Origin of the sequence: Silicimonas lutimaris, assembly GCF_047314965.1 — a bacterium.
GTDB lineage: Bacteria > Pseudomonadota > Alphaproteobacteria > Rhodobacterales > Rhodobacteraceae > JAVJUV01.
Genome location: NZ_JBLBVK010000042.1, coordinates 74,110 through 97,477, shown reverse-complemented (window position 1 = coordinate 97,477; position 23,368 = coordinate 74,110). Strand labels below are relative to the sequence as shown.

Below are 23,368 nucleotides of genomic sequence, written 5' to 3'. Positions count from 1 at the left end.
AAACGTCCCCGCCGCCAGAAGCGTCGAACTCATCCCGTAAGTCCCAGCTATCCTGAAGAAATCCCTCCGCGAGACCCCCCCGATACGATCGTTCACTCCCATTGCTTCCTCCCGTTTCTGCAATTATTGAGACGTTGTGTTACGAGCGATGCGGATGATGCGCATCTGAGCGGTCAAGCCCGCGCATCGTTCCTTTTGGCTTCACATCCTGTCTTCGTCCGGTTTCACGCGGTTCCGATGCTTTCCTTCAATTTAGAAGTAAGCTAAGCTTAATAGTAGCTAATTTGTCTTACATCTTCTGAAAGATCAGCTTGATAAAAGGCGGGCGGTGCCATGACGATCAGATTGCTGCGGACGCTTGTCGCGGTCGCCGACACCAGGACCTTCAGTGCAGCGGCCGACGTCGTGCATGTCACCCACGCCGCCGTCAGCCAGCAGATGCAGACGCTTGAGGCGGATCTTGGCATCGCGCTGTTCAACCGGACAACCAGAACCCCCGAATTGACGCCGCTTGGCCATCAGGTCGTCGCCAAGGCGCGCAAGCTCATCGCGGATTACGATAACCTCGTGCCATCGGTTCTCGCTGACGGCGGCCTGAGCGGGCAGGTGACCCTTGGCGCGCTGCGTACCACGCTGACGGGCCTGACACCCCAGGCGATGGCCGTGCTGAAATCCCGCTATCCCCAGATCGGGATGCGCATCCGCCCCGGGCTGACCGGCGCGCTTCTGGCCGAGGTCGAGCGGGGTGCCATCGATGCCGCCATTGTCACAAGACCACATCTGATGCCGATGGGCGTCGTCTTCCGGGAACTCACGGAAGAGCCGATGCAGCTGATCGCGGCCATCGAGGAGCAGGAGGATGATCCTATCACGCTTCTCAGGGACCGTCCCTTCATCCGCTTCAACCGGAATGCCGTCGTTGGCACGCTGATCGACAACTGGATTCTCTCCAAGCGCATCCGCGTGACCGAAACGATGGAACTGGACAGCCCCGAGGCCATTGCAAGCATGGTTCAGGCAAATCTCGGCGTCTCGATCGTGCCCGACCTCGCGGTCAAGCCGCAGGACAGCGTTCCGGTCAAGCGCGTCGACCTCGGCCCGGATGCGCCAAGGCGGGTGCTCGGGCTCGTCTACCTCGAAGGTCAGGTCAAGATGCAGGCCATCGAGGCGCTTCACGAGGCGCTGGTCAGTGTTCTCGACCGTGACCGCCCGGGTAAGGCGCCGCTCTGACCATGACCACCGAGACTGTTCTGTTCCTGCTTCTTGGCGCCGCAGCGGGCGGGTTCATCAATGGCCTGTCGGGTACCGGCACGGCGCTTTTCGCGCTTGGCTTCTACCTCGTGGTGCTCGATCCCGTCCGGGCCGTCGCCATCGTCGCCCTGATGTCTGTACTCGCGGGTCTGCAGGGGCTCTGGATCGTGCGTCGGGAAATATCGGCCGAGCCGCGCAGGCTGCTGCGCTTTCTGCTCCCCGGTCTGGCCGGCGTGCCCGTCGGACTTTCGCTGCTCAGCATCATCGACGCGGGCACGCTGAGGCTGGCGATCGCGGCGATGCTGATCGCCTACGGCGCGTATTTCGGGTTCCGGTCCTCGCTTCCATCCTTTTCGCGCAGGACGCCCTGGATCGACGGCGCCGTCGGGCTGACGGGCGGCATCCTCGGAGGGGCGGCGTCGGTTTCGGGCGCTCTCGTCTCGATGTGGCTCTCTGTCCGGCCCTGGACCAAGGCGGAGACCCGCGCGATCCTCCAGCCCTTCAACGTCGCCATTCTCGGAACGACAGTCAGCCTCCTGTTCTTCAGGGGCGCTTACGACCAGACGGCGGTGAACGCGCTTCTGGTCACGATCCCGACGGGTTTGATCGCTGCGCAGATCGGGATCATGGTCTTTCACCGCCTCAGCGACACCGGCTTCCGGCGGCTCCTGATCCTGCTGACCCTGTTCATGGGGCTCGGGATTCTCGTGAGCGAAATCGCCTGAGACCGGCGCACCGGCTAGCGCTGCGTCAGATCACCTCGTCCGTGCGGTCGTCGGTCTCGCCGTACCGCTTCAGAACCGCCGGCTTCGTACCCTCGTAAAGCCGCGCGACATTCTCGGCGATCTTGGCGTTCTCGCGCTCGAACAGGCAGTCGCCGTTCAGGTCCGAGGCCACGATGAACGGACCCATGCGGTTGCAACGGATCACCCACATCGCCTGTGCAAGGCCCAGCTCCTCGTGCCAGTGGACAGCCTCCACCTTCTCGACGCCGCGCCCCAGCAGGGCCCCGGTGCCATAACCCACCGTGGACAGGTAGACCGCGCCGTTCGGAACGAAGTACTCCTTGTAGTCCTTTGAAGTCATGCCGCCCTTGCCGATGATCAGTTTCGCGCCGGTCTTCGCCATCCACTCGGGCAGCCACTTGGCGAAGCGGAACGACGCGGTGGCGGTGACCGCACCCATGTCGAACGAGCCGTCCGCGTTGATCCGCGCGGCGGGCGAGCAATGGAAATTCGCGGCCGATTCCGAGGGCAGGGCCATCGGGATGTTGGCCCTGTCTTCAAGCGCGCGCATGTAGACACCCTCGCGCGCGGTGTACATCAGGCCGTCGAGGTAGACGATGTCGCCCAGCCTCAGATCGGCGATCGCTTCGGGTGTCGGCGTCGTCGACAGCCGGACTTCGCGTGGCCCGCTCATTCCGCCGCCTCCCGCACAGGTTCCCAGTCGATGGTGTCGCGGCGCTGGTAGTCGGTGAACCAGTCGGGATCGGTCCGGTGCTCGACGCGCCCGTCGGGGAAGATCCGGGCCACCGCGCGGCGCGAGGACAGGCAGAAGGCATGAACCGACATCGGCATGCCGCCCGTGTGGCAGTAGCCGACCTCGATATTGCAGTCGATCACCATGTTCTTGCCGACAAAGCCCATCGCGCCCATCCCGATGGAGTTCCCCAGTTCCTTGAACTCATCCTCCATCGCCGCGATGCGCGGGTCCGAATTCCGGCTGCCGACGACCCGCAGGGTCGAGGCCCGCTTGCCCAGTGTCATGCAGATGTCCTTCGATCCGCCCAGACCGATTCCGATGATCGCCGGCTGGCAGGCAAGGCCGCGCTTTCCGAAGGCCATCAGGCTGTCGAGGTAGAACCTCTTGATCCCCTGTATCCCGTCCGACGGGAACAGCATCCGGTAATCCGTGCCGAAAAGCCCGCCCTTGTGGACGGTGATCAAGTCGATCCACGCGCCCTCGGGCTCGAACCCGTACTCGATCTCCGGCGCGCCGATGCCGACGTTGTTGTTATGGTCGGTCCGCCAGAGCGGATGCACCCGGTTCGGTCTCAGCGGCACCGCTTCGGTCGCATTGGCGGTGGCCCGCCGCAGCGCGGCTTCCAGCGCCACCATGCCGCCCTCGACGCGGGCGTCGTTGCCCATCTTGACGAACCACCGCGGCACGCCGGTGTCGCCGCACATGGCCCGTCGGTCTTCCTTCGCCGCCTCGTAGTTCTCCAGCATCGCCTTCAGCACGAACGAGGACAGATCGCCGTCCTCGGTGCGGGCCGCGGCCTTGAGACCGTCGAGATAGTCCTGAGGGATTTCGATCGCGGCCTTGTCCATCAGGGTCTCGGCCGTTTTCTGTATCAGATTTATCGGGATCATTGTGCTGCCACCAGTGTTTCGGGTTCGCCATCGGGCAGGATAGTCTCGCCAGGGCGCACGATGGTGAACTGAACCGGCTCGCGCGCCACCGCGACGGCGCCGTCCTTAAGTCGGGCGACGGTGAAATCGCTGTCCTCCATCGCGCCGGCATCCGGGTAATCCTCGCGGTAATGCGCTCCGCGAGAGTTTTCCCGGGCGATACCGGCCTTTGCGATCACCTCCGAGATATCGCAGAGCGAGCGCAGGTTCAGCCAGTCGTGCCAGGTCAGGTTGAAGGCGAGAGTGTCGCTCGCGACGCCCACGTCCATCAGCGCCTCCGACACGTCCGCGATCCCGGCCAGGCCGCGCTTCATGCCCGCCTCGGTCCGCATCACGCCCACATCGTCCCACATCAGGTCCTGAAGCCGCTTGCGCAGTGGCTGGACAAGGTCGGGTTTGCGGCCGAGCGGATGGATCGCACGCTCCAGTTCGGCGGCAAGGACCGTCTCATCGGGATCGCGCAGGGCCGGCATCCGGCGGATGTCAGCGCCCATCGTGTCGCCCGCAATCCCGCCGTAGACGGTCGAATTCGCCACGCCATTGCCACCCAGACGGTTTGCGCCATGCGCGCCGCCGGCGTCCTCGCCCGCAACGTAAAGCCCTTCCATCGCGGTGCGCGTGTCCACGTCAACCACGACGCCGCCCATGAAGTAATGCGCCGTCGGCACGACCTCGACCTTGCCCGCGGCCAGGTCGAAGCCGCAGTCGGCACAGCGCTTGACCATGCCCTTGAACTTCTGGCGCACATTCTCGGGCCCGAGATGCGACATCGAGATGAAAACGCCCTCCTGCTCGGGATTGTTGTTCTTGCGCATCTCGGCATAGATGCCGCGGCTGACCACGTCGCGGGTCGCGCGTTCGCCCTTCGCGTCATAGTCGAACATGAACCGCTGGCCCGCGTGGTTGATCAGTTGTCCTCCCGCGCCGCGCAACCCTTCCTCCAGGACCGTGCCGGTCATGCGCGTGTGATCGCCCGCCAGAAGCCCGGTCGGGTGGAACTGGACCATCTCCATGTCGCGCAGGCTCAGGCCGACCCGCAGCGCCATCGCCAGGCCGTCCATGGTCTTGTCGCCCGAGGGCGTGTGATACTTGTACATTGTCGGCCCGCCGCCGGTGGCCATCAGCACGGTCTTGGCGCGCACGAGGCGGAAGCGTCCGCTCCGCATGTCGATCATCAGCACACCGGCAAGGGCCGAGCCGTCACGCGTCGGAATGAGGCCCACCGCGCGATGCTCCTGCAGCTTCTCCACGCCGCTCGCCAGCACCTTTTCCATCAGGCGGTTGATGATCTCGATGCCGGTCAGGTCGCCCTTGTGAACGGTGCGGTCCGCAGTCTGTCCGGCAAAGGCCTTCTGGTTCAGCGATCCGTCCGGGTTGCGGTCGAAGAAGCAGCCGATCTCGTTCTCCAGTTCGCGGATACGCACCACAGCCTGCTCGCACAGCCGCCACGCCATGTCCTGGTTCGGCAGCCACTTGCCGCCGTTGATCGTGTCCATGAAATGCCGCTCGACCGTATCGCCGCCGCCAAGCGCCACGTTGTAGCCGCCCTGAACCATGCGCGTGCAGCCGCACTTGCCGATCAGTCCCTTGACGGCAATGGTGATCCTCGTGCCTTCGGGGGCGCTCTGCCGGGCGTGAAGCGCCGCGAACAGACCAGCGCCGCCGGAGCCGAGGATCAGGATATCCGTGTCGTGCCGCTCTATGTCGCCCGGGGTCATGTCACACCGCCTCCAGAAGAAAGAGCCCGGCCACAAGGAACGACACCGCCGTCGCGCCCGCCGCAAGCGTCTTTTGCGGCGGCGTCCACGGCAGCCACTCCATCGCCATCAGGCGCAGGCCGCCGAACATGTGCACCGCCAGCAGGAACACGAGGCCGAACTCCGCAAGTTTCACAACCCCCGAGCCGGTCATCTGCAGGAACCCGTCCAGCTTCGCCGGATCGGTCATCGCCATTGCCAGGACCCAGAAATGCACCGGCAGAAACAGGGCGAGCGCAACGCCCGACACCCGGTGCAGCACGAAGGCCAGCCAGAGCGGATGCGCCCGCGACGTGATGGCGCGCGCCGTGGTCATGCGAAGGTCACGGCCCAGACGGCGCGTGCTCCCAGTATGAAAAGTGCGGTGCCGGTGACCCACATCGCCGCCTCGAGCCAGGCTCCCCTGAGACCCGCCCACTCGTGAAGCACCACGCGAAGCCCGATTGCCCCGTGAACCGAGACCGCGGCGACGAAGATGCCGTAAAACGCGAACCACGCGACCGATCCCTGGGTCCGGCCAAGGATCTCCGCCGCGCTCAGCCCGCCCCGGATCGCATAGATCATCACCGCAAGATGGCCCAGCACCAGGGGCGCCATCAGAAGCGCGGACAGCCGCTGCAGCATGTAGAGACGCAGGTTCAGCATCAGCGCCTCCCCCGGAAGAAGGATTTCGCGGTCTCGCGCTTCAGACCCGCGATCGCCGACATCGGGTCCAGCTCGTTCGGGCAATAGGCGGTGCACGACCCCATCGAGTGGCAGTTGTGGCACCCGCCGCCGCCCGAGACGGCGTCCAGAATGGCCCCGCCGCCATCATCCTTGACGTCGTTCAGCAGGGTCCACGCCCGCTGCAGCGCCGCCGGGCCTAGATAGTCCGGGTTCCCCGCGACCGTGTCGCAGGCCGCATAGCAGACCGCGCAGTTGATGCACTCGATGGCCGCATTGGCCTCGACGCGCTCCGGGCTTGTCTCGTCGACGGGCATGATCGGATCGTCCCGCGTCAGGCTGCCGTGGTGCACACCCTCCGCCGCGACCCATTTCTCGAAGAACGGGTCCATGTCGACCGCCAGATCCTTGATCACGGGCAGGTTGCGCAACGGACCGATGGTGACGGCGTTGCCCGACAGGACCTTCGAGATGTGGGTCCTGCACGTCCAGCGCGGCACGCCATTGACCATCATCGCGCAGCTGCCGCACATGCCGACGCGGCAGGCGAACCGGTAGCTCAGCGTGGGATCGGCGTTCTGCTGAACCCATGAGACCACGTCCAGGACCGTCTGGTTTTCATAGGCGGGCACATCGAATACGCTCTGTGCGCCGGGCGCGCGCTCGATGGTCACTTTCAGGGAATCCGGCGTCATTTCTTCGAATGTCTTCCAAAGGCACCACGGTTCATGGCAGACTTTACCTGATAGGAAAACTTAATAAACGCGAAATGTTCTTAATCATCGCGTTAGAAAAACTAACAGAAAATCTCGGGAAATCGTCACGATGACACAAGACGAACGGTCTGGTCTGCAACAGCTTCTCGATGCTCGCTACAGCGACGCGCCCCGCCTGCCGGAGGCGCTGGCGACCGACGACCGGCTTGAGACGATGCTCGCGCGCGGCTCCTGCCGCAGGTTCCTCGACAAACCGGTCCCAACCGAATTGCTGGACCTGATCTCTGCAGCGGCTCTGGCCGCGCCGACCAAGAGCGACCTTCAGCAACGCGACATCGTGCTCCTCCGGTCGGCCGACATGCGCAGGCGTCTCGCCGCGCTCGTGCCGGGGCAGGCCTGGGTGGCGGAAGCGCCGATGCTGGCGGTCTTCTGCGGTAACAACCGCAGGCAAAGACTGCTGCACGCATGGCACGGAGTGCCTTTCGCGAACGATCACCTCGACGCCTTCTTCAACGCCGCCACCGATGCGGCCATCGCGCTCGGCGCCTTCGTTGCTGCGGCCGAAGCGCTTGGTCTGGGATGCTGCCCTGTCAGCGCCATCCGCAACGAGGCGCGTGCGGTCTCGGATTTGCTCGGACTTCCTGAGCATGTGTTCCCGTTTGCGGGGCTGGCCATCGGCTATCCCGCCAATGACCCGGTGATCGCGAAGCGATTGCCTCTGTCGGTGACATGCCACACCGACCGCTACAGCGAAGACAACCTCGAAGCCGCGGTCCGGTCCTACGACCGCGATCGTGCCGCGACGCAGCCTTATGGAAGCCAGCGCTTTCCGAAGACCTTCGGCGAAAGCCCGGATTACGCATGGTCCGACGACAAGGTCCGGCAATACAGCGTGCCGGAACGGGCGGATTTCGGCGATTTCGTCCGCGCAAAGGGGTTCTCGCTGGACTGAGGCGGCGCGTCGGCGCCGCCCTCGATCGGCTTACCGCGTGAAGTCGGTGATCACCGCCGTACCGGGAGGGGTGGGGCCGTTCATCGCGCGCAATTCCGCGCTTGCGTCCGACAGAGACACCAGGCGCGCGACCATCGGGCTCAGGTCGACCTCGCCGCGCTCGATCATTCCCAGAAGCGACGGGTATTTCCACGACGGCATCCCGCGGGTGCCGAACAGCGAAAGCTGTTTCATGTAGACCGCACGCATGTTGACCTGCATCCGCCCGTCGCCCGAGGGCATCCCGACGTGAACATGCCGGCCAAGCGTCGCCAGGCATTCGACCGACGCATTGGTGGTCGCTTCGATCCCAAGCGCCTCGATCGACACCTGCGCGCCGCCGCCGGTGATCTCGCGAATGGCTTCGGCGGCGTCGGTGGTGCTGGCGTTCACGGTCGCATCGGCCCCGTGCTCTTTCGCATGATTCAGTTTTTCCTCGACGACATCGACGACCACAACCTGGGCGCCAAGCATCTTCGCCAGAAGCAGCCCCGACAGCCCGATCCCGCCCGTGCCGTGAATGGCGACCCACTCGCCGGCCCGGACATTGGCGCGGTCGGTCAGCGCATGCCAGGCAGTCGTCACCCGGCATCCCAGCCCGGCCGCAAGCGCCGGAGACATCGAGTCGGGCAGGTAGACGAGGTTGTGGTCGAACGGCACGGCCACGTACTGGGCATAGGCGCCCGGCGGGCCGAATCCCGGCACGATCTGGTTCTGGCAGGTGTTCGACACCCCGGTGTAGCAGGCCGGGCAGGACCCGCAGCCAAGGATGAACGGAGCGATCAGCCTGTCGCCGACCTTGTATTTCGCGGAGGGCCCGGCCTCGACGACGGTTCCGCAATACTCGTGGCCCATGATCGACCCGTTCTGGACACGCGGGTGCTTGCCGGTCCAGCCGTGGTGATCCGACCGGCAGACACCGCAGGCCGCGACCTCGAGCACGACGCCATTGTCCGGGCAGGCCGGGTCCGGAACGGTCTCGATCGAAAGGTCTTCATTGAAGTTTCTGACGACGGCAGCCCGCATCGCTACTTTCCCTCCCTGTCATTCATGCCGCATGCATGATGTGTTCTCGTTTGACCCCGTGGATCATACATTCCCCCGCCGAAGTAAAGAACATCGCCCCGTTTCCCGATGTCGGATCGCCCGCCGGAGGTGCGAACCGGGAATGTGGTACTTGCCACCTCGCATCCAAACTGCTCAAGTCCGGCCCATGGACTTTGGCCCCCATCTTCTCCTCGCCCTGATCGAGGGCGCCGTCGGCGCAGCCGTCCTTGCGCTCACCGCCGTGGGCCTCGGTCTCGTGTTCGGGGTCATGCGGGTGGTGAACGTCGCCCATGGCGAGTTTTTCATGCTTGGCGCGGTCTTCGCATGGTTCATCGCCACCAGCCTCGGCGGCCACCCCGCCATCGGTTTCCTCGCCGCGCTGATCTTCGCGCCGCTGATCGTCGGCGGTATCGCCGCGCTTGCGGACATGACCGTGCTCAAACGCATCGACTACGACCCCGAGCGCACCATCGTCGCCACCATCGGCCTTCTCTACATCATCCAGCAGGTCACGCTGATGACCTACGGCCCCGAGGCGCGCGCGGTAGAGCCGCCCTTCAACCAGCGCATCGCGATCCCGTGGTACGACAGTGCCGCCGGTGAATGGTTCTACCCCTGGGGCCTTTCGGTCACCTCCTACAAGCTCTTCGTCATCGCCGCCGCCATCGCCGTGCTGCTCGGCGTCTGGGCGCTGATGAGCCGCACCAAGATCGGCCTCCTGATGCGCGCCACGCAACTCGACCGCGACATGGCCACCGCCTTCGGTATCCCCGTTGAAAAGGTCTACGCCATAGTCTTCGGCATCGGCGCCGGACTGGCGGCGCTCGCCGCCGTCCTCATCGTCCCCATCTCCCAGGCTCACTACCTGATGGGAGGCGACCCCCTCTTGCTCTCCTTCATCGTTGTCATCATCGGAGGCCTCGGCTCGCTGCCGGGCGCGGTTCTTGCGGCGCTCCTGATTGGCATGTCGGACGGCATCATTTCGGTGTTCTTCTCGCCGACACTGGCCAAGATCCTCGCCACTGTCCTTGTAGCGCTCGTCCTCGTCTTCCGCCCGCAGGGTCTCTTCGGGACAAAGGCGCATTGAAGAGCTGGGTCGCACATATCGCGCTTCTTGCGCTGGTCGCGGTCGCGGGCCTCATGGTCGGCGACTACCACCAGGGCAATCTCAGCCGGATCATGGTGCTGGCGGTCTATGCGACCGGCTACAACATCCTCTTCGGCTATACCGGGCTTCTGTCGCTTGGCCATGCCATGTTCTTCGCGGCAGGGCTTTATGCCACCGGTCTCGGCATCCGGTTCCTCGATTTCGGAACCATCCCCGCCTTCATCGCCGGCCTGGCAGCGGGCGCTGTGCTGGCGGGCATCCTCGGCGCGCTGGCGCTTCGTGCCAAGGGCGTCGCCTTCATGATCGTCACGCTGATGTTCGCCCAGGCCGTCTACCTGACGATCCTCTATTTCGGCGAGTACACCCGCGGCGACGAGGGCTTCGTCCTGCAACCCGACGAACGCCTGCTGTTCGGCCAAAGCCTCTCGAACCCCGACCTGCGTTTCTGGGTGGCCTTCGCGATCTTCGCGGCGGCCACGCTCATCACGCTCGCCATCGTGCGCCGGCCCCTCGGCAAGACGCTGGTGGCGATCCGCGAGAACGAGGCGCGCGCCCAGATGCTCGGCTATGACACCTTCCGCCTCAAATGGACCGCCGTCGTTCTTTCGGGCACCTTCTCGGCGGCCTCCGGCGCCGCTTACGGCCTTCTCTTCGGCTATGTCGGCGCCAGCTTCGCCTCCGTGCAATACTCGATCTTCCCGCTGCTCTGGGTGCTGCTCGGCGGAGCGGGTACCGTGGTGGGACCGTTCATCGGCACGCTCTTCATGTTCTACCTGATCGACTTCTCGTCCGGCCTGACGACCGCCTACATGGCTGTCGCGGGCGTGGCTCTTGTGCTCCTGACGCTTTTCGCGCCGCAGGGCATCGCCGGAGAAATCCGCCGCCGCATCCTGAGAGACCTGCCATGAGCCTGCTCGCCACCCAGCACCTCTCGAAAAGCTTCGGCGGTCTCGACGCTGTCAAGAACGTGAACCTGACGCTCGAGCCGGGAAAGATCCGCGCCCTGATCGGCCCGAATGGGGCAGGGAAGACCACCCTTGTCAGCCTTCTTTGCGGCCGGATCGAGCCGACGTCGGGCACAGTCACCTTTCGGGACCGCGATATCACCAAGCTTCCGGCCCACGCCCGGATTTCGCAGGGAATGGCCTACACTTTCCAGATCACCTCGGTCTTCGCGCGCTTGCCGGTGATCGAGAACGTCGCGCTGGCCGCGCGCCGCAAATGGCCCGACGCCGCCGAGGTGGAGCGGCGCGCCCGCGACGCGCTTTCCCGCGTCGGTCTGGCCGACCGCGCCGACCAGATTGCCGGAGATCTCGCCTATGGCCACCAGCGGCTTCTGGAAGTCGCGATGGGGCTGGTGCAGGACCCCGAACTCCTGATCATGGACGAACCGACGCAGGGCCTCTCCGACGCTGAGATCGAAACCTTCAAGACTCTCGTCCGCGAAGTGGCCGAGGACGCGACCGTTCTCCTGATAGAGCACAACATGCGCGTCGTGATGGAGTTGGCCGACCGGATCACCGTGCTGAACTTCGGCGAGATCCTCGCCGAAGGCACGCCGAAAGAGATCCACGAAAACCCGGCCGTCCAGGCCGCCTACCTGGGGACGTCCTGATGCTGGCGCTTGATGGCATATCGGCAGGATACGGCGAAGCGCTGGTGCTGCGCGAGGTCTCGCTGATCGTGAAAAAGGGCGAAATCGTCTGCCTGTTCGGCCGGAATGGCGCGGGCAAGACGACGACACTCCGGGCCATCATGGGGCTTGTGAAACGCTCCGGCGGTTCGATCCGGCTCGACGGCCATGACCTGAGCGGGCTCAAGGCGCACGAGATCGCAAGCCACGGCATCGGCTATGTGCCGCAGGGCAGGCGGCTCTTCACCGAGATGACCGTCGCCGAGAATATCGAGATTGGCCTGATGGCTGGCGGGCAGGGTGCCCGGACGCGCGACTGGCTGCTCGATCTCTTCCCGCGCCTGCGCGAACGGCTATCACAACGCGCCGAGACGCTCTCGGGCGGCGAACAGCAGATGCTCGCGACCGCCCGTGCGCTCGCCATTCGGCCCAAGGTTCTGCTGCTGGACGAACCGACCGAAGGGCTTCAACCCTCGATGATCGAAGCGATCCGCCAGGTCGTCCAGAAGATGCGGCAGGAAGGCGTGGCGATCCTTCTGGTCGAACAGCGGCTTGACGCCGTGCTCGAACTGGCCGACCGCGTGGCCTTCATCGAGAACGGCAGGATGGGCGCCACGCTGCCCGCTCAACATCTGCGCGAAGACCACGAACTGGTGATGCGCTACGTCGGCGTCTGAGGCTCCTGGTCCCGGAGAGGCATGCGCCCATTCCACCTCGTAGGCCGGGCTTCAGCCCGGCATTAGTAAGAGGTAGCAAAACTGTTTCAGCACAGAAATTTGCGCCTCTATCTTCAAGTATTCTCAAGCACAGGTTAACGGCCTGTTAACCTCCCTTACCGTGCGCAGTGACTCCCGGCACACTCAACTGACCGCGCGGTTCCCGTGCCATACGTTTTTCCCGACGCAATGCATACGCTTTGCCGACGCCACCTGAGCCGATGAAAGCCTGACCGAAAAGCTCGTTGACGTCTCTGGGAGCCGCACGGAACGCCGAGGGGCGAACGTACCGTTAGGGAGCGTTTCTCAAAGCCCGTCTCTGGCAATGCGCAGCGCTAGGTCTCGCACCAGCCCCGCCCGCGCGCCCGCGGCTTCCGCGGGCGACATGCCCGGTGCAAGTGGCACGGAAAGGCTGAAGAGGCGCGCCCTGTCACGGCCCCGGCCATCCATGTCGGCCACGAAATACTGTCCCGCCAGGACCAGCGTTCCATCGGCCTGCGACAGGAACCGCTCGACACGCACGTCGACCCGGGCTGCGGGGTAGCTGTCGAATGGCCAGGGTTCCGGCGCAACTCTTGCCCCGGTGATTTCCGCCAGGTTCCGGCTTAGCGCCAGGGTCACGGCCCGCGTCGGATCGTCGGCCCAGAGAAGGTCCGAAGCCGTCAGCCCGCCGCCTTCTGCCTCAACGTAGATTTCTTCGCTGGATGCGTGGGTTGGCAGCGAAACTTCACGAACTTCGATGCTGGAATAGCGGCTTGGAACCTTCTCCGTCGCCTGCACCTGCGGCGCCGCGATAAACCTGTCCTCGGCCCCGCATCCTGCCAGAACGATTGCTGCGAAAATGGCCAGTCTCTTCATGATCTAACGCCCCAGGATAATCGAGTTCGGCCGCCGCTCCAGCGTCCTTGACAGGCTGTCCACCGACTTCGCGGCCCGCTGGATGTCGCGCAGCGCGGCTTCCATCTCGCGGCTGAAGGTCGAGTTGCCGTCATATGCCGCAAGCGTGCCCTGCACCTGCTGAAGGGCTCGGTCAATCCGTTCAACCAGCGCCGGAAGTTGGTCCGCCGCCTCGGCCACCGATGCCGCCGCGTCGCGGGTCGAGGCCAGCGTCTGGTTCGCACTGTCCACCAGACCGCCCTCACGCAGCTCCGCCATGGCCCTCTCGACCTCGCGGAACGCGTCGGCCAGGGCCGCAGGCAGGTTCGCCTCGCCAGCCTCACCGAACAAGGTCCGCGCCTCGGCCAGAACAGCGCCCAACTCCGTCGCCAGTTCGTCCAGTTTCACGGCCTCAGCTCCGGCTGCGATCCGGTCGATCCGCTCCACGACTTGGGGAACATCCCTGACCGCCGTCTCGATGGCCTGTGCCGCGGCGTCGGCGGATGTCAGCGCCGCCGACAACTGTTCTGGCGTCCGGGCTTCGGTCAGGTCGTCCAGGATGGTGGTGAGCGAGGCAAGCGCGTCGGTAACCCCTTGCGGCATCGCCTGCGCAGCTTCGCTTCCGATCAGACGTCGGGCATCAGCCGCCAGCCCCGTGATTTCCGTGCTCAGATCCTCCAGCGGCAACGCCGTGGCCTTTGTCACAAGCGCGTCGATCTTCGCTGTCAGATCCGGGACCCCGGCCAGAGCCTCTTCCGCCGCTTTAGCCGTGGCCGAGATCTGCTCGATCGAGGCAACAAGACGCGCCGCCGCATCCGCCTCGGTAAGGGCATTTAGAATGTCGCGCAAGTCACTGGTTGCGCTTCGAATATCTGACATGGCGGCATTAAGTTCGCCAGGCAGCGCCTGCACATCCTCCGATCCGACAAGCCCGCGTGCATCCGCCAGCAGGCCGCGCAGGTCGCCGGGCGTTTCGCGGAAATCCTCGCTCGAGACGAAGGCATTGGCGTTGTCCAGAAACGCGATGGCGCTTTCCAGCAGGTCCTCGATGGGCAGGGCATTTATCCGTTGGAACACGCCTTCGGCGGTCGCGGAAACATCGGCGATTTCGCTGTCCGTTACAGGCAGAACGGGAAAGGGATCCACGTCTCTCTGGAGGGTGGCAGGGCTCGCGTTCTCGACCGTCAGCAGCTCGATCTTCAGGCCGCCCGTCAGGATCGAGGCCGAGACCATGCGCGCGCGCAGGCCGTCGGTCACCTGTTGGGCAAGAAAGTCAAGAACGTCTTCCTCCGTCGGATCTCCGGTCATGCCGAAACGCACCGGGCGCAACTCTGCCGTGGCCAGAAGCCGGACGCGGGCGTCGCCGAAACGCTCCCGGTCCACCAGACCTGTCACGTTCAGAACCTCGCCAACGGTCACACCGCGCCACTCCACCGGCGCCCCCGCCGCAAGACCGCTGATGTTCTCCTCGAAGATCATCGACAGCGTGATCTCCGCGCCATCGCTGTCCTCGAAGATACTGGTTCTGGCCGCGGCTTCGTCGGAATAAACCTCGAATACCGAACCACGAGCGACGGTCTGGCCGCCCGAGACCAGCGTGTCGAAGCTGATGCCGCCCGCAATCAGCGACGAGACCGATGAAAAATCCAGCCGCGCGCCATTGGGACCCAAAGAGAAACTGAACCCCGAGGTGTTCCAGAAGCGCGTGGCGGTGGTGACAAGACCATCGTGGGGGGCATAGACGATCGCGTCGGCGAACACCCAGCGGCCATCCTGGCTAATCCGCGCCTTGCCGATCCGGCCAACCTCTATGCCCTTGTAAAGGATGGGGGTGTTCTCGGTCATGGTGCTATCCGACGAAGAGCGCAGTTCGAACGTCAACCCGGCCCGCCCCGCCGTAACCAAAGGAGCTTCGTCCAGACCGGCGTAGCTATACTGCTGAGTCTCCGCAACTCCGTCCCAGGCGCCTTCGATGTGAACCCCGGAAAGCACTGTCTCAAGACCGGAGACGCCCGACGCCGTGACTTCCGGACGCACGATCCAGAATTCGGCATCGTCGTCCACGAAGGGCGCGACCGACTTGTCGATCCGCACCGATACCAGAACCTTTTCCAGATCATCGGAGAATCGGATTCGTTCGACCACCCCGACCGACACGTTGCGGAATTTCAACTGTGTCTCGTTCGCGATGATGCCGCCTGCGTCCGAAAAGGCGATCTCGATGACCGGTCCCCGGTCGCGCCACGTGTTGAGCGCGACACCGATCGCTATCAGAAGCGCCGCAACCGGAACCAGCCACACGATGGAGGCGCGCTCAAGAAAACTGCGCTTGGTCGGTTCGATCTCGATGTCTGGAATACTGTCAGTCAATTTCGCCCCCCGGTCCGGGCTTAGTGATTGTATCACTGTCCCATATCAAGCGGGAATCAAAGCTTTGGGCCGAAAGCATCGTGAAGATCACGGATAAGGCGAAGGCAAGGCTCGCGGGACCGGGAACGATCGAGGCCACGACGTTCAGTTGCACCAGCGAGGCAAGTATCGCCACGACGAAGACATCGATCATTGACCAGCGCCCGATGTATTCGACTATCTCGTACACGCCCTGCCGGCCGCCCTTGGACATCGATGCGCCCTGCCTGACGGACAGGGCGAGATAGGCAATGGCAAAGAACTTGGCCAGCGGAATGCCGACGGACGCGATCAGGATGATTAGCGCAACGCCAAGGGACCCGTGTTCGGCCAGTTTGATCGCCCCCGCGATAATCGTGTCGTCCGACCGCATGAACAACGTCCGCGTCTCGAGCATGGGGTAGATATTGGCCGGGATGTAGGCCATCGCACCGGCCAGCCACCAGGCCCAGACCTTCTGAAGCGACCGCTCATCGCGGCTTTGGAGCCTTCCACCGCACCGTCCACAGTGCAACTGCGCAATCGGCCAGACCCGCGCGCAACGCCGGCATCCGACCAGGCCCTTGTCCCTTGCGGTGACGTTCCCGTCTAACTGTCCAGAGATTTCCATACAGACCATCGGCACATGAAAGTGTCCTGAACAACGATCAGGACCACGAGAATAACGAACATCCAGAATGCGGGGCCAATCTCCACGCGAGCGAGATCGGACAGCTTGATCAGTGCAACAGCGCATCCGATCACGAAGATCTCGGCCATCGACCACGGACGCAGGGTTTCGGACCACCGAAACGCGCGCTTGGCACCCGGCCACGGCGCCTGGTCAAACACCACGGGCGTCAGGACATAGAGCGTCAGCAGCAACCGCGTGAGAGGCAGGAAGATGATCAGGGCAAAGACTGCCAGCGACAGAATCAGCAGGGGTCCGGAGAAAGCCAGCGCCGCGTCCAGCACGGTCGCGTCGCTTGACAGGCCAAGCCGCCGAATGCCGATGAAGGGAAAGGTCAAGGCGCCGATAACCAGAACTACCGAGGCCAGAGCCAACGCGATTATCTTCAACCCGGCACCCCGGCGCGGAGCGATCATGACCGTATGGCAGCGATGGCAGACGGCGCGCTCGCCGGGCCGAGGCTGGCGCGCATGATAGAGGGCGTCGCAATGCGGGCAGGCGATAAGATCGTCCAGATTTGCGGCCTCGGCTGACATGGCTCCAGAATAGCCGGATCCCTGCCAGCCACAATCACGGTTTGGGTGGTCCGGTTCTGCACGGTCTGCATCACCTTTCGCCATCGTTTTCCTGATTATCCAAAGTGTTTTCGGAAACAGTCTGTTCCAGATCCCCTCGGGAACGCGACGAAACTGTGAAGTCCGCCTCATATCCAACAAAATCGCCTGTGCGAAAGTTTCCGAAATCGAAACAGGAAGACAAATTTTCCATGGAAATCCGGTGAGCGTGCCATCCTTTGCGAGTTTTCGTTTCGGTTTTGGAAATTCTCGCGAGGCACTTTCGGGAGCCGAAGTCCGGCCAGTTCCCTATTCGGGCCGCATTGCTAAAAGTCTCGCCAAATTCCTGCCTACCGGTCGTGAGACAAATGACCTGTGAGCGATTGGTCGATCCACTCTTTAGGTCGATTGTGTGTGAGTGAAGCCGGTTCCGGCCGGAGGCGTGAGTGTAACCGGGACGTGCCGCCAGTGTGGTGGTTGGTGCGTCCCATTGTAAATTTCCCGCTCGGGCGGTTTGTAAAATTTGATAAATGGGTAGGTGCGAGTATGGTTGGATTTACCGATAATGAAACAGGCTTCGGATTGATGCGCGCACTGAACCGCGTGCGGTCCGGAAAGCGTGTATCGCGCATTGTTGAAGGCGTGCAGTTGAAGGACACCGAAACTTCGCGCCCTGCATCCGAGGACGGAATGGGGGCGTCTCAGATAGCTCAAAAGCAGCAGGCAAGGGATCAGCACAATGGTCTGGAACTCTGGCCGCTGCCGGGCCTGGCTCCGATGACTCGTGTTCGGACGTCGTTCGGCGACGTGCATGCCATCGCGCTGCGCAAGGGTGACAAGGTTCTCCTGAAAAGCGGAGAGTACAAAGCCATCGAATGGGTAAACAGGATCATGCTCGAAGAGCATATTCTCAACCTCAAACCGGATTCGAACCCGATCCTTCTGGCACCCGGTTCGCTCGGGCCGAACGTGCCTTCGAGTGAGATGATGGTGTCGCCCCGGCAGATCTTCTGTGCCGACGACCGCTCCGGTCTCTCGAAGCCGCGCGAGGCGTCGATGCTGTTGTCGCGCACTGGTGTCCGCCGGTTCCGTGAAACGGGACTGACATACACAATGTTTCACGTCGGCGAAGCCGCCGACGTTTACTGCGAAGGCGCATATCTGCACTTCCCGATCGAAACCTGAACCGATCGCGGTTCGTGTCATTCCTCGTCGGGTCCGAAAGGGCCCGGCGTTCGTTTTTTCGCGTAAACGCTTTTTTCAGCGATCTCGTGGCAAACCCGCGTGGAGGCATTCAAAGGGAGGCCTCCCGACAAAAAAAGATTCAGGACGCGCAATGCCGGGGACGATCGCAGCGAACAGAAAGGTCAGGGTGCTGATCGTGGACGATACGCGGACGATGCGTGCCATGATCCGTGCAGTGGTTTCGCGCGCGCCCGAGATCGAAGTGGTCGGCGAGGCTGGGGATCCATATGAGGCGCGGGAGTTGATTCGCGCCTTGAACCCGGACGTTATTACGCTGGATGTCGAGATGCCAAGGATGGACGGTCTCGCATTTCTCGAACGTATCATGCGTCTGCGGCCCATGCCGGTCGTCATGGTCTCATCTCGAACAACCGAAAACAGCCATGCCGCGATCCGTGCACTTTCCCTTGGCGCCGTCGATTGCGTTGATATCGCTTTGCTGCGCAAGGGCGGGGCGGAGTGCCGGCAATTGATTGACACCCTGTTGATGGCTGCGGCAAGCCATCCGCGAAAACCTCAGGGCAGCGCGTGCGGGAGCGCAGAGCGGCCGGACCAGACATTCGACTGGAATGGCAAGGTCGTCGTTATCGGTGCATCGACCGGTGGCGTCGATGCACTGCTGACGGTCTTGTCCGGGTATCCCCCCGACGGCCCGCCCACGGTGATCGCGCAGCATATGCCGGCTGCCTTCCTCGAAAGTTTCACCAACAGGCTGGATCGTCACACGGCTCCAAGTGTCGTGCCGGCCCGCGATGGAATGCGGCTTGGGCGTGGCACGGTCTGCGTGGCGCGGGGCGGGGACGAACACATCCTGCTCTCGAACCGTGACCCGCTCCGCCTGAAGAAAATCACGGACGATGGCACGCATAAGTATGTTCCGTCGATCGACCTTCTGTTTTCGTCGGCAGTTCGCCATGGTGCGAATGTGATCGGTGTCATGCTCACGGGTATGGGGCGCGACGGCGCGGATGCCATGGCACGAATGCGATTGGCCGGCGCGCATACGATCGTTCAGGATGCCGAAACCTCGGTCGTCGACGGGATGCCGCGCGCAGCGCGGGAACTGGACGCTGCCGCCGAGGTCGCAAGCCTGCCGGAAATCGCATCGCGAATTCTTGCCCGCACTTCCAGGACGCAAAGGGCATATTCATGACTTCGGGGATGATTTACATCGCCCAGGGCGAAGACGCCGTGGGCTCGAACGAGGACATGGTCATCTCCACAATCCTCGGCTCCTGCATCTCCGTTTGCCTCTGGGACCCCGTAAAACGGGTCGGCGGCATGAACCATCTTCTGCTGCCGGAAATGCGTCAGGCCGGCCCCGGTCTCGACACCGCCGGGGCCATCGCGATGGAACGGCTGATCAACCGGCTGGTCAAGCTGGGGGCCGAAAGGTCGCGGCTGCGGGCCAAGCTGTTTGGAGGCAGTTCGATGCTTTCGGGCCTGACCGACATCGGCGCACGCAACGCGAATTTCGGTCGCAACTATCTCATGGCCGAGAACATCCCATGCGACGGTGAAAGTGTCGGCGGTACACTGGCCCGAAAGCTCAGGTTCTGGCCAGCGAGCGGTGCAGCAAAGCAGAAGTTCGTCGAGGAAGCTCCGGCCCTGACCGAACCTATCCGTTTCGACCAGAACGATGTCGAACTGTTCTAACCGCTTGTGCGGGACGCCTTTTCATCGACGCCCGAAGTGCCCTCGCGCCGTTGCAATTCTTCCAGGACGTCGTTCAGCGTCACATCCCGCGACGCCAGCATGACCAAGAGATGATACAAGACGTCGGCAGCTTCCGCCGTCAGCCTGTCCCTGTCGCCCCGCACGGCCTCGATCACAGCCTCGATGGCTTCTTCTCCGAACTTTTCGGCCGCCTTCTCGGGGCCCTTTGCCAGCAAGCGGGCCGTCCACGAGGTTTCCGGGTCAGCGCCCTTACGGTCGGCGATGGTTTCGGAAAGGCGGGTCAGAACATCGCTCATGTCAGCCTCACGGGGATGCCGGCGGCGGCCATGTGGGCCTTGGCCTCGCCGATGGTGAATTCGCCGAAATGGAAGATCGAAGCGGCCAGCACGGCACTGGCCTTGCCCTCGGTCACCCCTTCGACCAGATGATCAAGAGTGCCGACACCTCCCGAGGCGATGACGGGAATTCCGACGGCTTCGGAGATGGTCCGGGTCAGGGGAAGATTGAAGCCGGCCTTCGTGCCATCCCTGTCCATAGAGGTCAGGAGGATCTCGCCCGCACCCTTGGCCTCAACCGTCCGCGCGAATTCGACCGCGTCGATCCCGGTCGGGCGCCGCCCGCCGTGGGTGAATATCTGCCATCGGCCGGGCTCGACCGTCTTGGCGTCGATTGCGACCACAATGCACTGGGACCCGAACCGGTCGGCGGCTCGGGCGACGACGTCCGTATCGGCCACCGCCGCCGAGTTGAAGCTCACCTTGTCGGCCCCGGAAAGAAGCAGTTTGCGCACATCGTCCACGGTTCTTACACCGCCGCCCACAGTCAACGGCATGAAACAATGTTCCGCCGTCCTCTGCGCGAGGTCATACATCGTGCCCCGGTTCTCGTGGGTCGCGTGGATGTCGAGGAAGCACAGTTCGTCCGCTCCGGCCGCATCATAGGCGATGGCCGCTTCCACCGGATCACCGGCATCGACGAGGTCAACGAAATTCACACCCTTGACCACGCGGCCATCGGCGACGTCGAGGCAGGGAATGACGCGTGTCTTCAACATCTCTCAAACCCTCGAAAAACGGTAAAGGGTGGCTTGCTCATATCGCACGCCCGGCTCCAGCCGGATTGATGGAAAGGCGGGATGATGCGGCGCATCGGGCCAGTGCTGCGGCTCAAGCGCAATGCCGACCGGCTTGCCGGTGAAAACCTGCAGACCCGGTGCGTCCGTCAGGATGTCCAGCGCAACTCCGCGATCCGCAACCAGTCGGGCCGCCGGTGAATCCACCGGACGCTGGGGCGACAGGCAATAGTTGTGATCGATTTCCGTGCTGGGCACGGCCCTTGTTCTAAGGTCGAAAATCGTGCCCGCGACCGGCGCGATCTCGCCGGTCGGAATCTTCAGCGCATCGACGGGCAGATAGCTGCCCGCATCGACAAACAGCGACTGGCCCTCGCGTCCGCGCCCATCAAGCGTCCAGTAGGGATGCAAGGCAAGGTTCACCAGCGTCGGCGCGTCCGTCTCTGCGGAGAGCCTCAGATCGAATCCATCATCGGACACCCGGTAATCCGCCTCAAACACGCGGTTGCCGGGAAAACCGTCTTCCATGTCGCCGACCTCGGCGGTCAGAACGACAGAGTGATCGCCAAGCTCCGTCACACTCCAGGTTCGATCCCGAAGACTGGCATTGCCCGAGTGGCAAAGCGTTGCTCCGCCCTCGTTCGGCGGGAAGCTGTAGGTCTTGCCGTCAAGCTTGAACTGCGACCCGGCAATCCTGTTGGCCACGGGTCCAACGACGCAGCCGTGGTTGAGCTTCGGCCCCCTGGCTTCGTCGATGCTTGCCGATCCGTCGACCAGCCCTTCGAACCCGCTCCACGACACCGCGTTCAGCCGGGCGCCAATGGTCCAGACTTCGATTTCGGTCGCACCGGCCGCCAGAGTGATTTTGTCCATGGGCACATTCATGGGCCCGAGGTGGACGAGATGGTTCGAGCCGTCAAGTCCCTAGCCGTTGAGCAGCCGAGCCGCGTCCTTTGCGAAATAGGTCAGGATGCCATCGCACCCTGCGCGCTTGAACGCGATCAGGCTCTCCATCATCGCGCGCTCCCCATCGATCCAGCCGTTCTGCGCGGCGCCCGAGATCATCGCGTACTCTCCCGACACCTGGTAGGCGAAGAGCGGGGCGTCAAAGCGTTCTGCGACCCGGCGGCAGACATCCAGATATGGCATGCCGGGCTTCACCATCACCATGTCCGCACCCTCTCTCAGATCGCGTTCGACAAGGCGAAGCGCTTCGTCGGTATTGCCGGGGTCCATCTGGTAGGTTTTTTTGTCGCCTTTCAGAAGCCCGGAGGCGCCGACGGCATCGCGGAAAGGACCGTAGAACGCGCTGGCGTACTTGGCCGAGTAGGAGAGGATGCAGGTGTCCCGATGCCCGGCTGCCTCAAGCGCGGCGCGCATCTGTCCAATCCGGCCGTCCATCATGTCGGAGGGGCCAAGGATGTCGGAACCGGCGGCGGCCTGTGCGATGGCCATCTTCACGAGGGCTTCGACCGACTCGTCATTCACGATCACTCCGTCGCGGACGATCCCGTCGTGACCGTTGATGTTGTAGGGGTCTAGCGCCACGTCGGTCATCACCGCGATCTCGGGCACGGCATCCTTGATGGCGCGCGTGGCCCGGTTCGAGAGGTTGTCCGGGTTCCAGGCTTCCTCGCAAAGCTCTGTCTTCAGCGAGGTATCGATATACGGAAAAAGGCATATCGCCGGAATTCCCAGGTCGGCCGCTTCGCGCGCGGCTTTCACCACACGATCCACGGTCAGGCGCGAAACGCCCGGCATCGACGGGATCGGCGTTTCGTCGTCTTCTCCGTCGCGGATGAAGACCGGCCAGATCAGGTCATCGACCGAAAGTGTGTTTTCGCGCACCAGTCTGCGGATTGCGTCAAAGCGCTTGGTTCTCCGGAAGCGCGTTGCGGGATAAGAGCCTGTCGCCATGATTTGACGCCTTTGTGCACGTTTGAATTACGTTCTGCGGTAGCCGTGCAAGCGAGGGTGGTCAAGTCGGCTGTGTTTTTCTAGTGTTGCGGGAATAACAAGCGGTTGAGGCACATCCTTGGATTGGTACGAATCTGTCTTCGAGGTGATCGACATGCGATCATTCTCGAACCTGTGGTACTGGATCGCGCTGGCGGTTTTCTGGTCGTCGGTCAGCCATTGGGTGCTGGGCGTTCCCCATGACCTGATCATGCGGGCGCGGCGCGAGAACGGCGGGCAGGCGATGGAGGACCTGCACGATCTGATCCGCATCAACGTCAATCGTATCATCTACATAGCGGACGTCTCAGGCTCCTGGCTGTTCCTTTTCAGCTCCGCCGTTTTGACGATGCTTGGCCTCACCGCATTCGTGTACGACGTGGAGTTTTCCCAGGCCCTTTTCCTGTTGGTTTTCCCGTTTTGCCTTCTCGTCCTGTTGACCGCCTGGACGGCTCGGAAAATCCATCGAAGCAAGGAAAAGGAACTGAAGCTGATCCGTCGCTTGAACCGCCACCGGCAGTTTACCCAGCTGATCGGCATCGTTTCGATTTTCATTACTGCGATGTATGGAATGTACAAGAACCTGTATGTCGGACCCTTCGGTTTCTGACAAAGC

At 63.3% G+C, this 23,368-nt stretch carries 26 protein-coding genes; 11 read left to right on the top strand and 15 right to left on the bottom strand.

Annotation, left to right across the window (positions count from 1 at the left end):
• Positions 1 to 333: 333 nt before the first annotated feature.
• Complete coding sequence (locus ACKLNI_RS07350; protein WP_413718408.1) at positions 334 to 1,230, top strand: LysR substrate-binding domain-containing protein; 897 nt, start codon at positions 334 to 336, stop codon at positions 1,228 to 1,230.
• 2 nt (positions 1,231 to 1,232) lie between these two features.
• Entirely contained in the window at positions 1,233 to 1,976 is a 744-nt protein-coding gene (locus ACKLNI_RS07345) for a sulfite exporter TauE/SafE family protein (RefSeq protein WP_413718407.1), read from the top strand.
• 25 nt (positions 1,977 to 2,001) lie between these two features.
• Here the strand turns inward: ACKLNI_RS07345 and ACKLNI_RS07340 are convergent, their stop codons facing one another.
• Genes ACKLNI_RS07340 through ACKLNI_RS07315 form a run of 6 tightly spaced genes read right to left on the bottom strand, consistent with a single transcriptional unit; the run spans position 2,002 to position 6,777 of the window.
• Positions 2,002 to 2,670 (bottom strand): fumarate hydratase C-terminal domain-containing protein, encoded by a 669-nt coding sequence (locus ACKLNI_RS07340; RefSeq protein WP_413718406.1) that lies wholly within the window; start codon positions 2,668 to 2,670, stop codon positions 2,002 to 2,004.
• Entirely contained in the window at positions 2,667 to 3,623 is a 957-nt protein-coding gene (locus ACKLNI_RS07335) for a fumarate hydratase (protein ID WP_413718405.1), read from the bottom strand. Before ACKLNI_RS07335 ends, ACKLNI_RS07340 begins: the two co-directional genes overlap by 4 nt.
• Positions 3,620 to 5,380 carry an L-aspartate oxidase gene (locus ACKLNI_RS07330; protein ID WP_413718404.1) on the bottom strand — a complete coding sequence of 587 codons (1,761 nt, stop codon included), beginning with the start codon at positions 5,378 to 5,380 and terminating at the stop codon, positions 3,620 to 3,622. The genes ACKLNI_RS07335 and ACKLNI_RS07330 overlap by 4 nt, the downstream gene beginning before the upstream one ends.
• 1 nt (position 5,381) lies before the next feature.
• Entirely contained in the window at positions 5,382 to 5,735 is a 354-nt protein-coding gene (gene sdhC, locus ACKLNI_RS07325; RefSeq protein ID WP_413718403.1) for a succinate dehydrogenase, cytochrome b556 subunit, read from the bottom strand.
• The gene (locus ACKLNI_RS07320; protein WP_413718402.1) at positions 5,732 to 6,064 is read right to left on the bottom strand and encodes a succinate dehydrogenase; all 333 of its coding nucleotides are present in this window, start codon (positions 6,062 to 6,064) and stop codon (positions 5,732 to 5,734) included. The genes sdhC and ACKLNI_RS07320 overlap by 4 nt, the downstream gene beginning before the upstream one ends.
• Positions 6,064 to 6,777 (bottom strand): succinate dehydrogenase/fumarate reductase iron-sulfur subunit, encoded by a 714-nt coding sequence (locus ACKLNI_RS07315; RefSeq protein ID WP_413718401.1) that lies wholly within the window; start codon positions 6,775 to 6,777, stop codon positions 6,064 to 6,066. The genes ACKLNI_RS07320 and ACKLNI_RS07315 overlap by 1 nt, the downstream gene beginning before the upstream one ends.
• A 130-nt stretch (positions 6,778 to 6,907) precedes the next feature.
• On the opposite strand from ACKLNI_RS07315, the gene ACKLNI_RS07310 reads away from it, so the two are divergent.
• Entirely contained in the window at positions 6,908 to 7,750 is an 843-nt protein-coding gene (locus ACKLNI_RS07310; protein ID WP_413718400.1) for a nitroreductase family protein, read from the top strand.
• Positions 7,751 to 7,780: 30 nt separating this feature from the next.
• Here the strand turns inward: ACKLNI_RS07310 and ACKLNI_RS07305 are convergent, their stop codons facing one another.
• The gene (locus ACKLNI_RS07305) at positions 7,781 to 8,815 is read right to left on the bottom strand and encodes a zinc-binding dehydrogenase (RefSeq protein ID WP_413718399.1); all 1,035 of its coding nucleotides are present in this window, start codon (positions 8,813 to 8,815) and stop codon (positions 7,781 to 7,783) included.
• Between the two features lie 187 nt (positions 8,816 to 9,002).
• On the opposite strand from ACKLNI_RS07305, the gene ACKLNI_RS07300 reads away from it, so the two are divergent.
• Genes ACKLNI_RS07300 through ACKLNI_RS07285 form a run of 4 tightly spaced genes read left to right on the top strand, consistent with a single transcriptional unit; the run spans position 9,003 to position 12,254 of the window.
• On the top strand, positions 9,003 to 9,923 hold the full coding sequence (locus ACKLNI_RS07300; protein ID WP_413718398.1) for a branched-chain amino acid ABC transporter permease: 921 nt from the start codon (positions 9,003 to 9,005) through the stop codon (positions 9,921 to 9,923).
• The gene (locus ACKLNI_RS07295; protein ID WP_413718397.1) at positions 9,920 to 10,852 is read left to right on the top strand and encodes a branched-chain amino acid ABC transporter permease; all 933 of its coding nucleotides are present in this window, start codon (positions 9,920 to 9,922) and stop codon (positions 10,850 to 10,852) included. The genes ACKLNI_RS07300 and ACKLNI_RS07295 overlap by 4 nt, the downstream gene beginning before the upstream one ends.
• A complete protein-coding gene (locus ACKLNI_RS07290) occupies positions 10,849 to 11,559 on the top strand; it encodes an ABC transporter ATP-binding protein (RefSeq protein ID WP_413718396.1) in 711 nt (236 codons plus the stop codon). Before ACKLNI_RS07295 ends, ACKLNI_RS07290 begins: the two co-directional genes overlap by 4 nt.
• Entirely contained in the window at positions 11,559 to 12,254 is a 696-nt protein-coding gene (locus tag ACKLNI_RS07285; RefSeq protein WP_413718395.1) for an ABC transporter ATP-binding protein, read from the top strand. The genes ACKLNI_RS07290 and ACKLNI_RS07285 overlap by 1 nt, the downstream gene beginning before the upstream one ends.
• Before the next feature lie 345 nt (positions 12,255 to 12,599).
• Here ACKLNI_RS07285 and ACKLNI_RS07280 read toward each other — a convergent pair whose 3' ends face one another.
• The 4 genes from ACKLNI_RS07280 to ACKLNI_RS07265 are packed head-to-tail and all read right to left on the bottom strand — an operon-like array spanning position 12,600 to position 16,784.
• Positions 12,600 to 13,151 carry a PqiC family protein gene (locus ACKLNI_RS07280; protein ID WP_413718394.1) on the bottom strand — a complete coding sequence of 184 codons (552 nt, stop codon included), beginning with the start codon at positions 13,149 to 13,151 and terminating at the stop codon, positions 12,600 to 12,602.
• Between the two features lie 3 nt (positions 13,152 to 13,154).
• A complete protein-coding gene (locus ACKLNI_RS07275; RefSeq protein WP_413718393.1) occupies positions 13,155 to 15,539 on the bottom strand; it encodes an MlaD family protein in 2,385 nt (794 codons plus the stop codon).
• Positions 15,532 to 16,197, bottom strand: a complete 666-nt coding sequence (locus ACKLNI_RS07270; RefSeq protein WP_413718411.1) for a paraquat-inducible protein A — start codon at positions 16,195 to 16,197, stop codon at positions 15,532 to 15,534. Before ACKLNI_RS07270 ends, ACKLNI_RS07275 begins: the two co-directional genes overlap by 8 nt.
• The gene (locus ACKLNI_RS07265) at positions 16,167 to 16,784 is read right to left on the bottom strand and encodes a paraquat-inducible protein A (protein ID WP_413718410.1); all 618 of its coding nucleotides are present in this window, start codon (positions 16,782 to 16,784) and stop codon (positions 16,167 to 16,169) included. Before ACKLNI_RS07265 ends, ACKLNI_RS07270 begins: the two co-directional genes overlap by 31 nt.
• A gap of 564 nt (positions 16,785 to 17,348) precedes the next feature.
• On the opposite strand from ACKLNI_RS07265, the gene ACKLNI_RS07260 reads away from it, so the two are divergent.
• The 3 genes from ACKLNI_RS07260 to ACKLNI_RS07250 all read left to right on the top strand — a co-directional run bounded on the left by ACKLNI_RS07260 (position 17,349) and on the right by ACKLNI_RS07250 (position 19,703).
• Complete coding sequence (locus tag ACKLNI_RS07260; RefSeq protein ID WP_413718392.1) at positions 17,349 to 17,987, top strand: Hint domain-containing protein; 639 nt, start codon at positions 17,349 to 17,351, stop codon at positions 17,985 to 17,987.
• 151 nt (positions 17,988 to 18,138) lie between these two features.
• On the top strand, positions 18,139 to 19,200 hold the full coding sequence (gene cheB / locus ACKLNI_RS07255; protein ID WP_413718391.1) for a chemotaxis-specific protein-glutamate methyltransferase CheB: 1,062 nt from the start codon (positions 18,139 to 18,141) through the stop codon (positions 19,198 to 19,200).
• A gap of 8 nt (positions 19,201 to 19,208) precedes the next feature.
• The gene (locus ACKLNI_RS07250) at positions 19,209 to 19,703 is read left to right on the top strand and encodes a chemotaxis protein CheD (protein WP_413718390.1); all 495 of its coding nucleotides are present in this window, start codon (positions 19,209 to 19,211) and stop codon (positions 19,701 to 19,703) included.
• On the opposite strand, the gene ACKLNI_RS07245 is transcribed toward ACKLNI_RS07250, so the two are convergent.
• The 4 genes from ACKLNI_RS07245 to hemB are packed head-to-tail and all read right to left on the bottom strand — an operon-like array spanning position 19,700 to position 22,713.
• A complete protein-coding gene (locus tag ACKLNI_RS07245) occupies positions 19,700 to 20,020 on the bottom strand; it encodes a phosphoribosyl-ATP diphosphatase (RefSeq protein WP_413718389.1) in 321 nt (106 codons plus the stop codon). The genes ACKLNI_RS07250 and ACKLNI_RS07245 overlap by 4 nt on opposite strands.
• Entirely contained in the window at positions 20,017 to 20,778 is a 762-nt protein-coding gene (hisF, locus tag ACKLNI_RS07240) for an imidazole glycerol phosphate synthase subunit HisF (protein ID WP_413718388.1), read from the bottom strand. Before hisF ends, ACKLNI_RS07245 begins: the two co-directional genes overlap by 4 nt.
• 3 nt (positions 20,779 to 20,781) lie before the next feature.
• Complete coding sequence (locus ACKLNI_RS07235) at positions 20,782 to 21,669, bottom strand: aldose epimerase family protein (protein ID WP_413718387.1); 888 nt, start codon at positions 21,667 to 21,669, stop codon at positions 20,782 to 20,784.
• A gap of 51 nt (positions 21,670 to 21,720) precedes the next feature.
• On the bottom strand, positions 21,721 to 22,713 hold the full coding sequence (gene hemB, locus ACKLNI_RS07230) for a porphobilinogen synthase (RefSeq protein ID WP_413718386.1): 993 nt from the start codon (positions 22,711 to 22,713) through the stop codon (positions 21,721 to 21,723).
• A 118-nt stretch (positions 22,714 to 22,831) separates the two neighbouring features.
• Between hemB and ACKLNI_RS07225 the strand changes: the two genes are divergently transcribed.
• Positions 22,832 to 23,362, top strand: a complete 531-nt coding sequence (locus ACKLNI_RS07225; protein WP_413718385.1) for a component of SufBCD complex — start codon at positions 22,832 to 22,834, stop codon at positions 23,360 to 23,362.
• Positions 23,363 to 23,368: the final 6 nt, after the last annotated feature.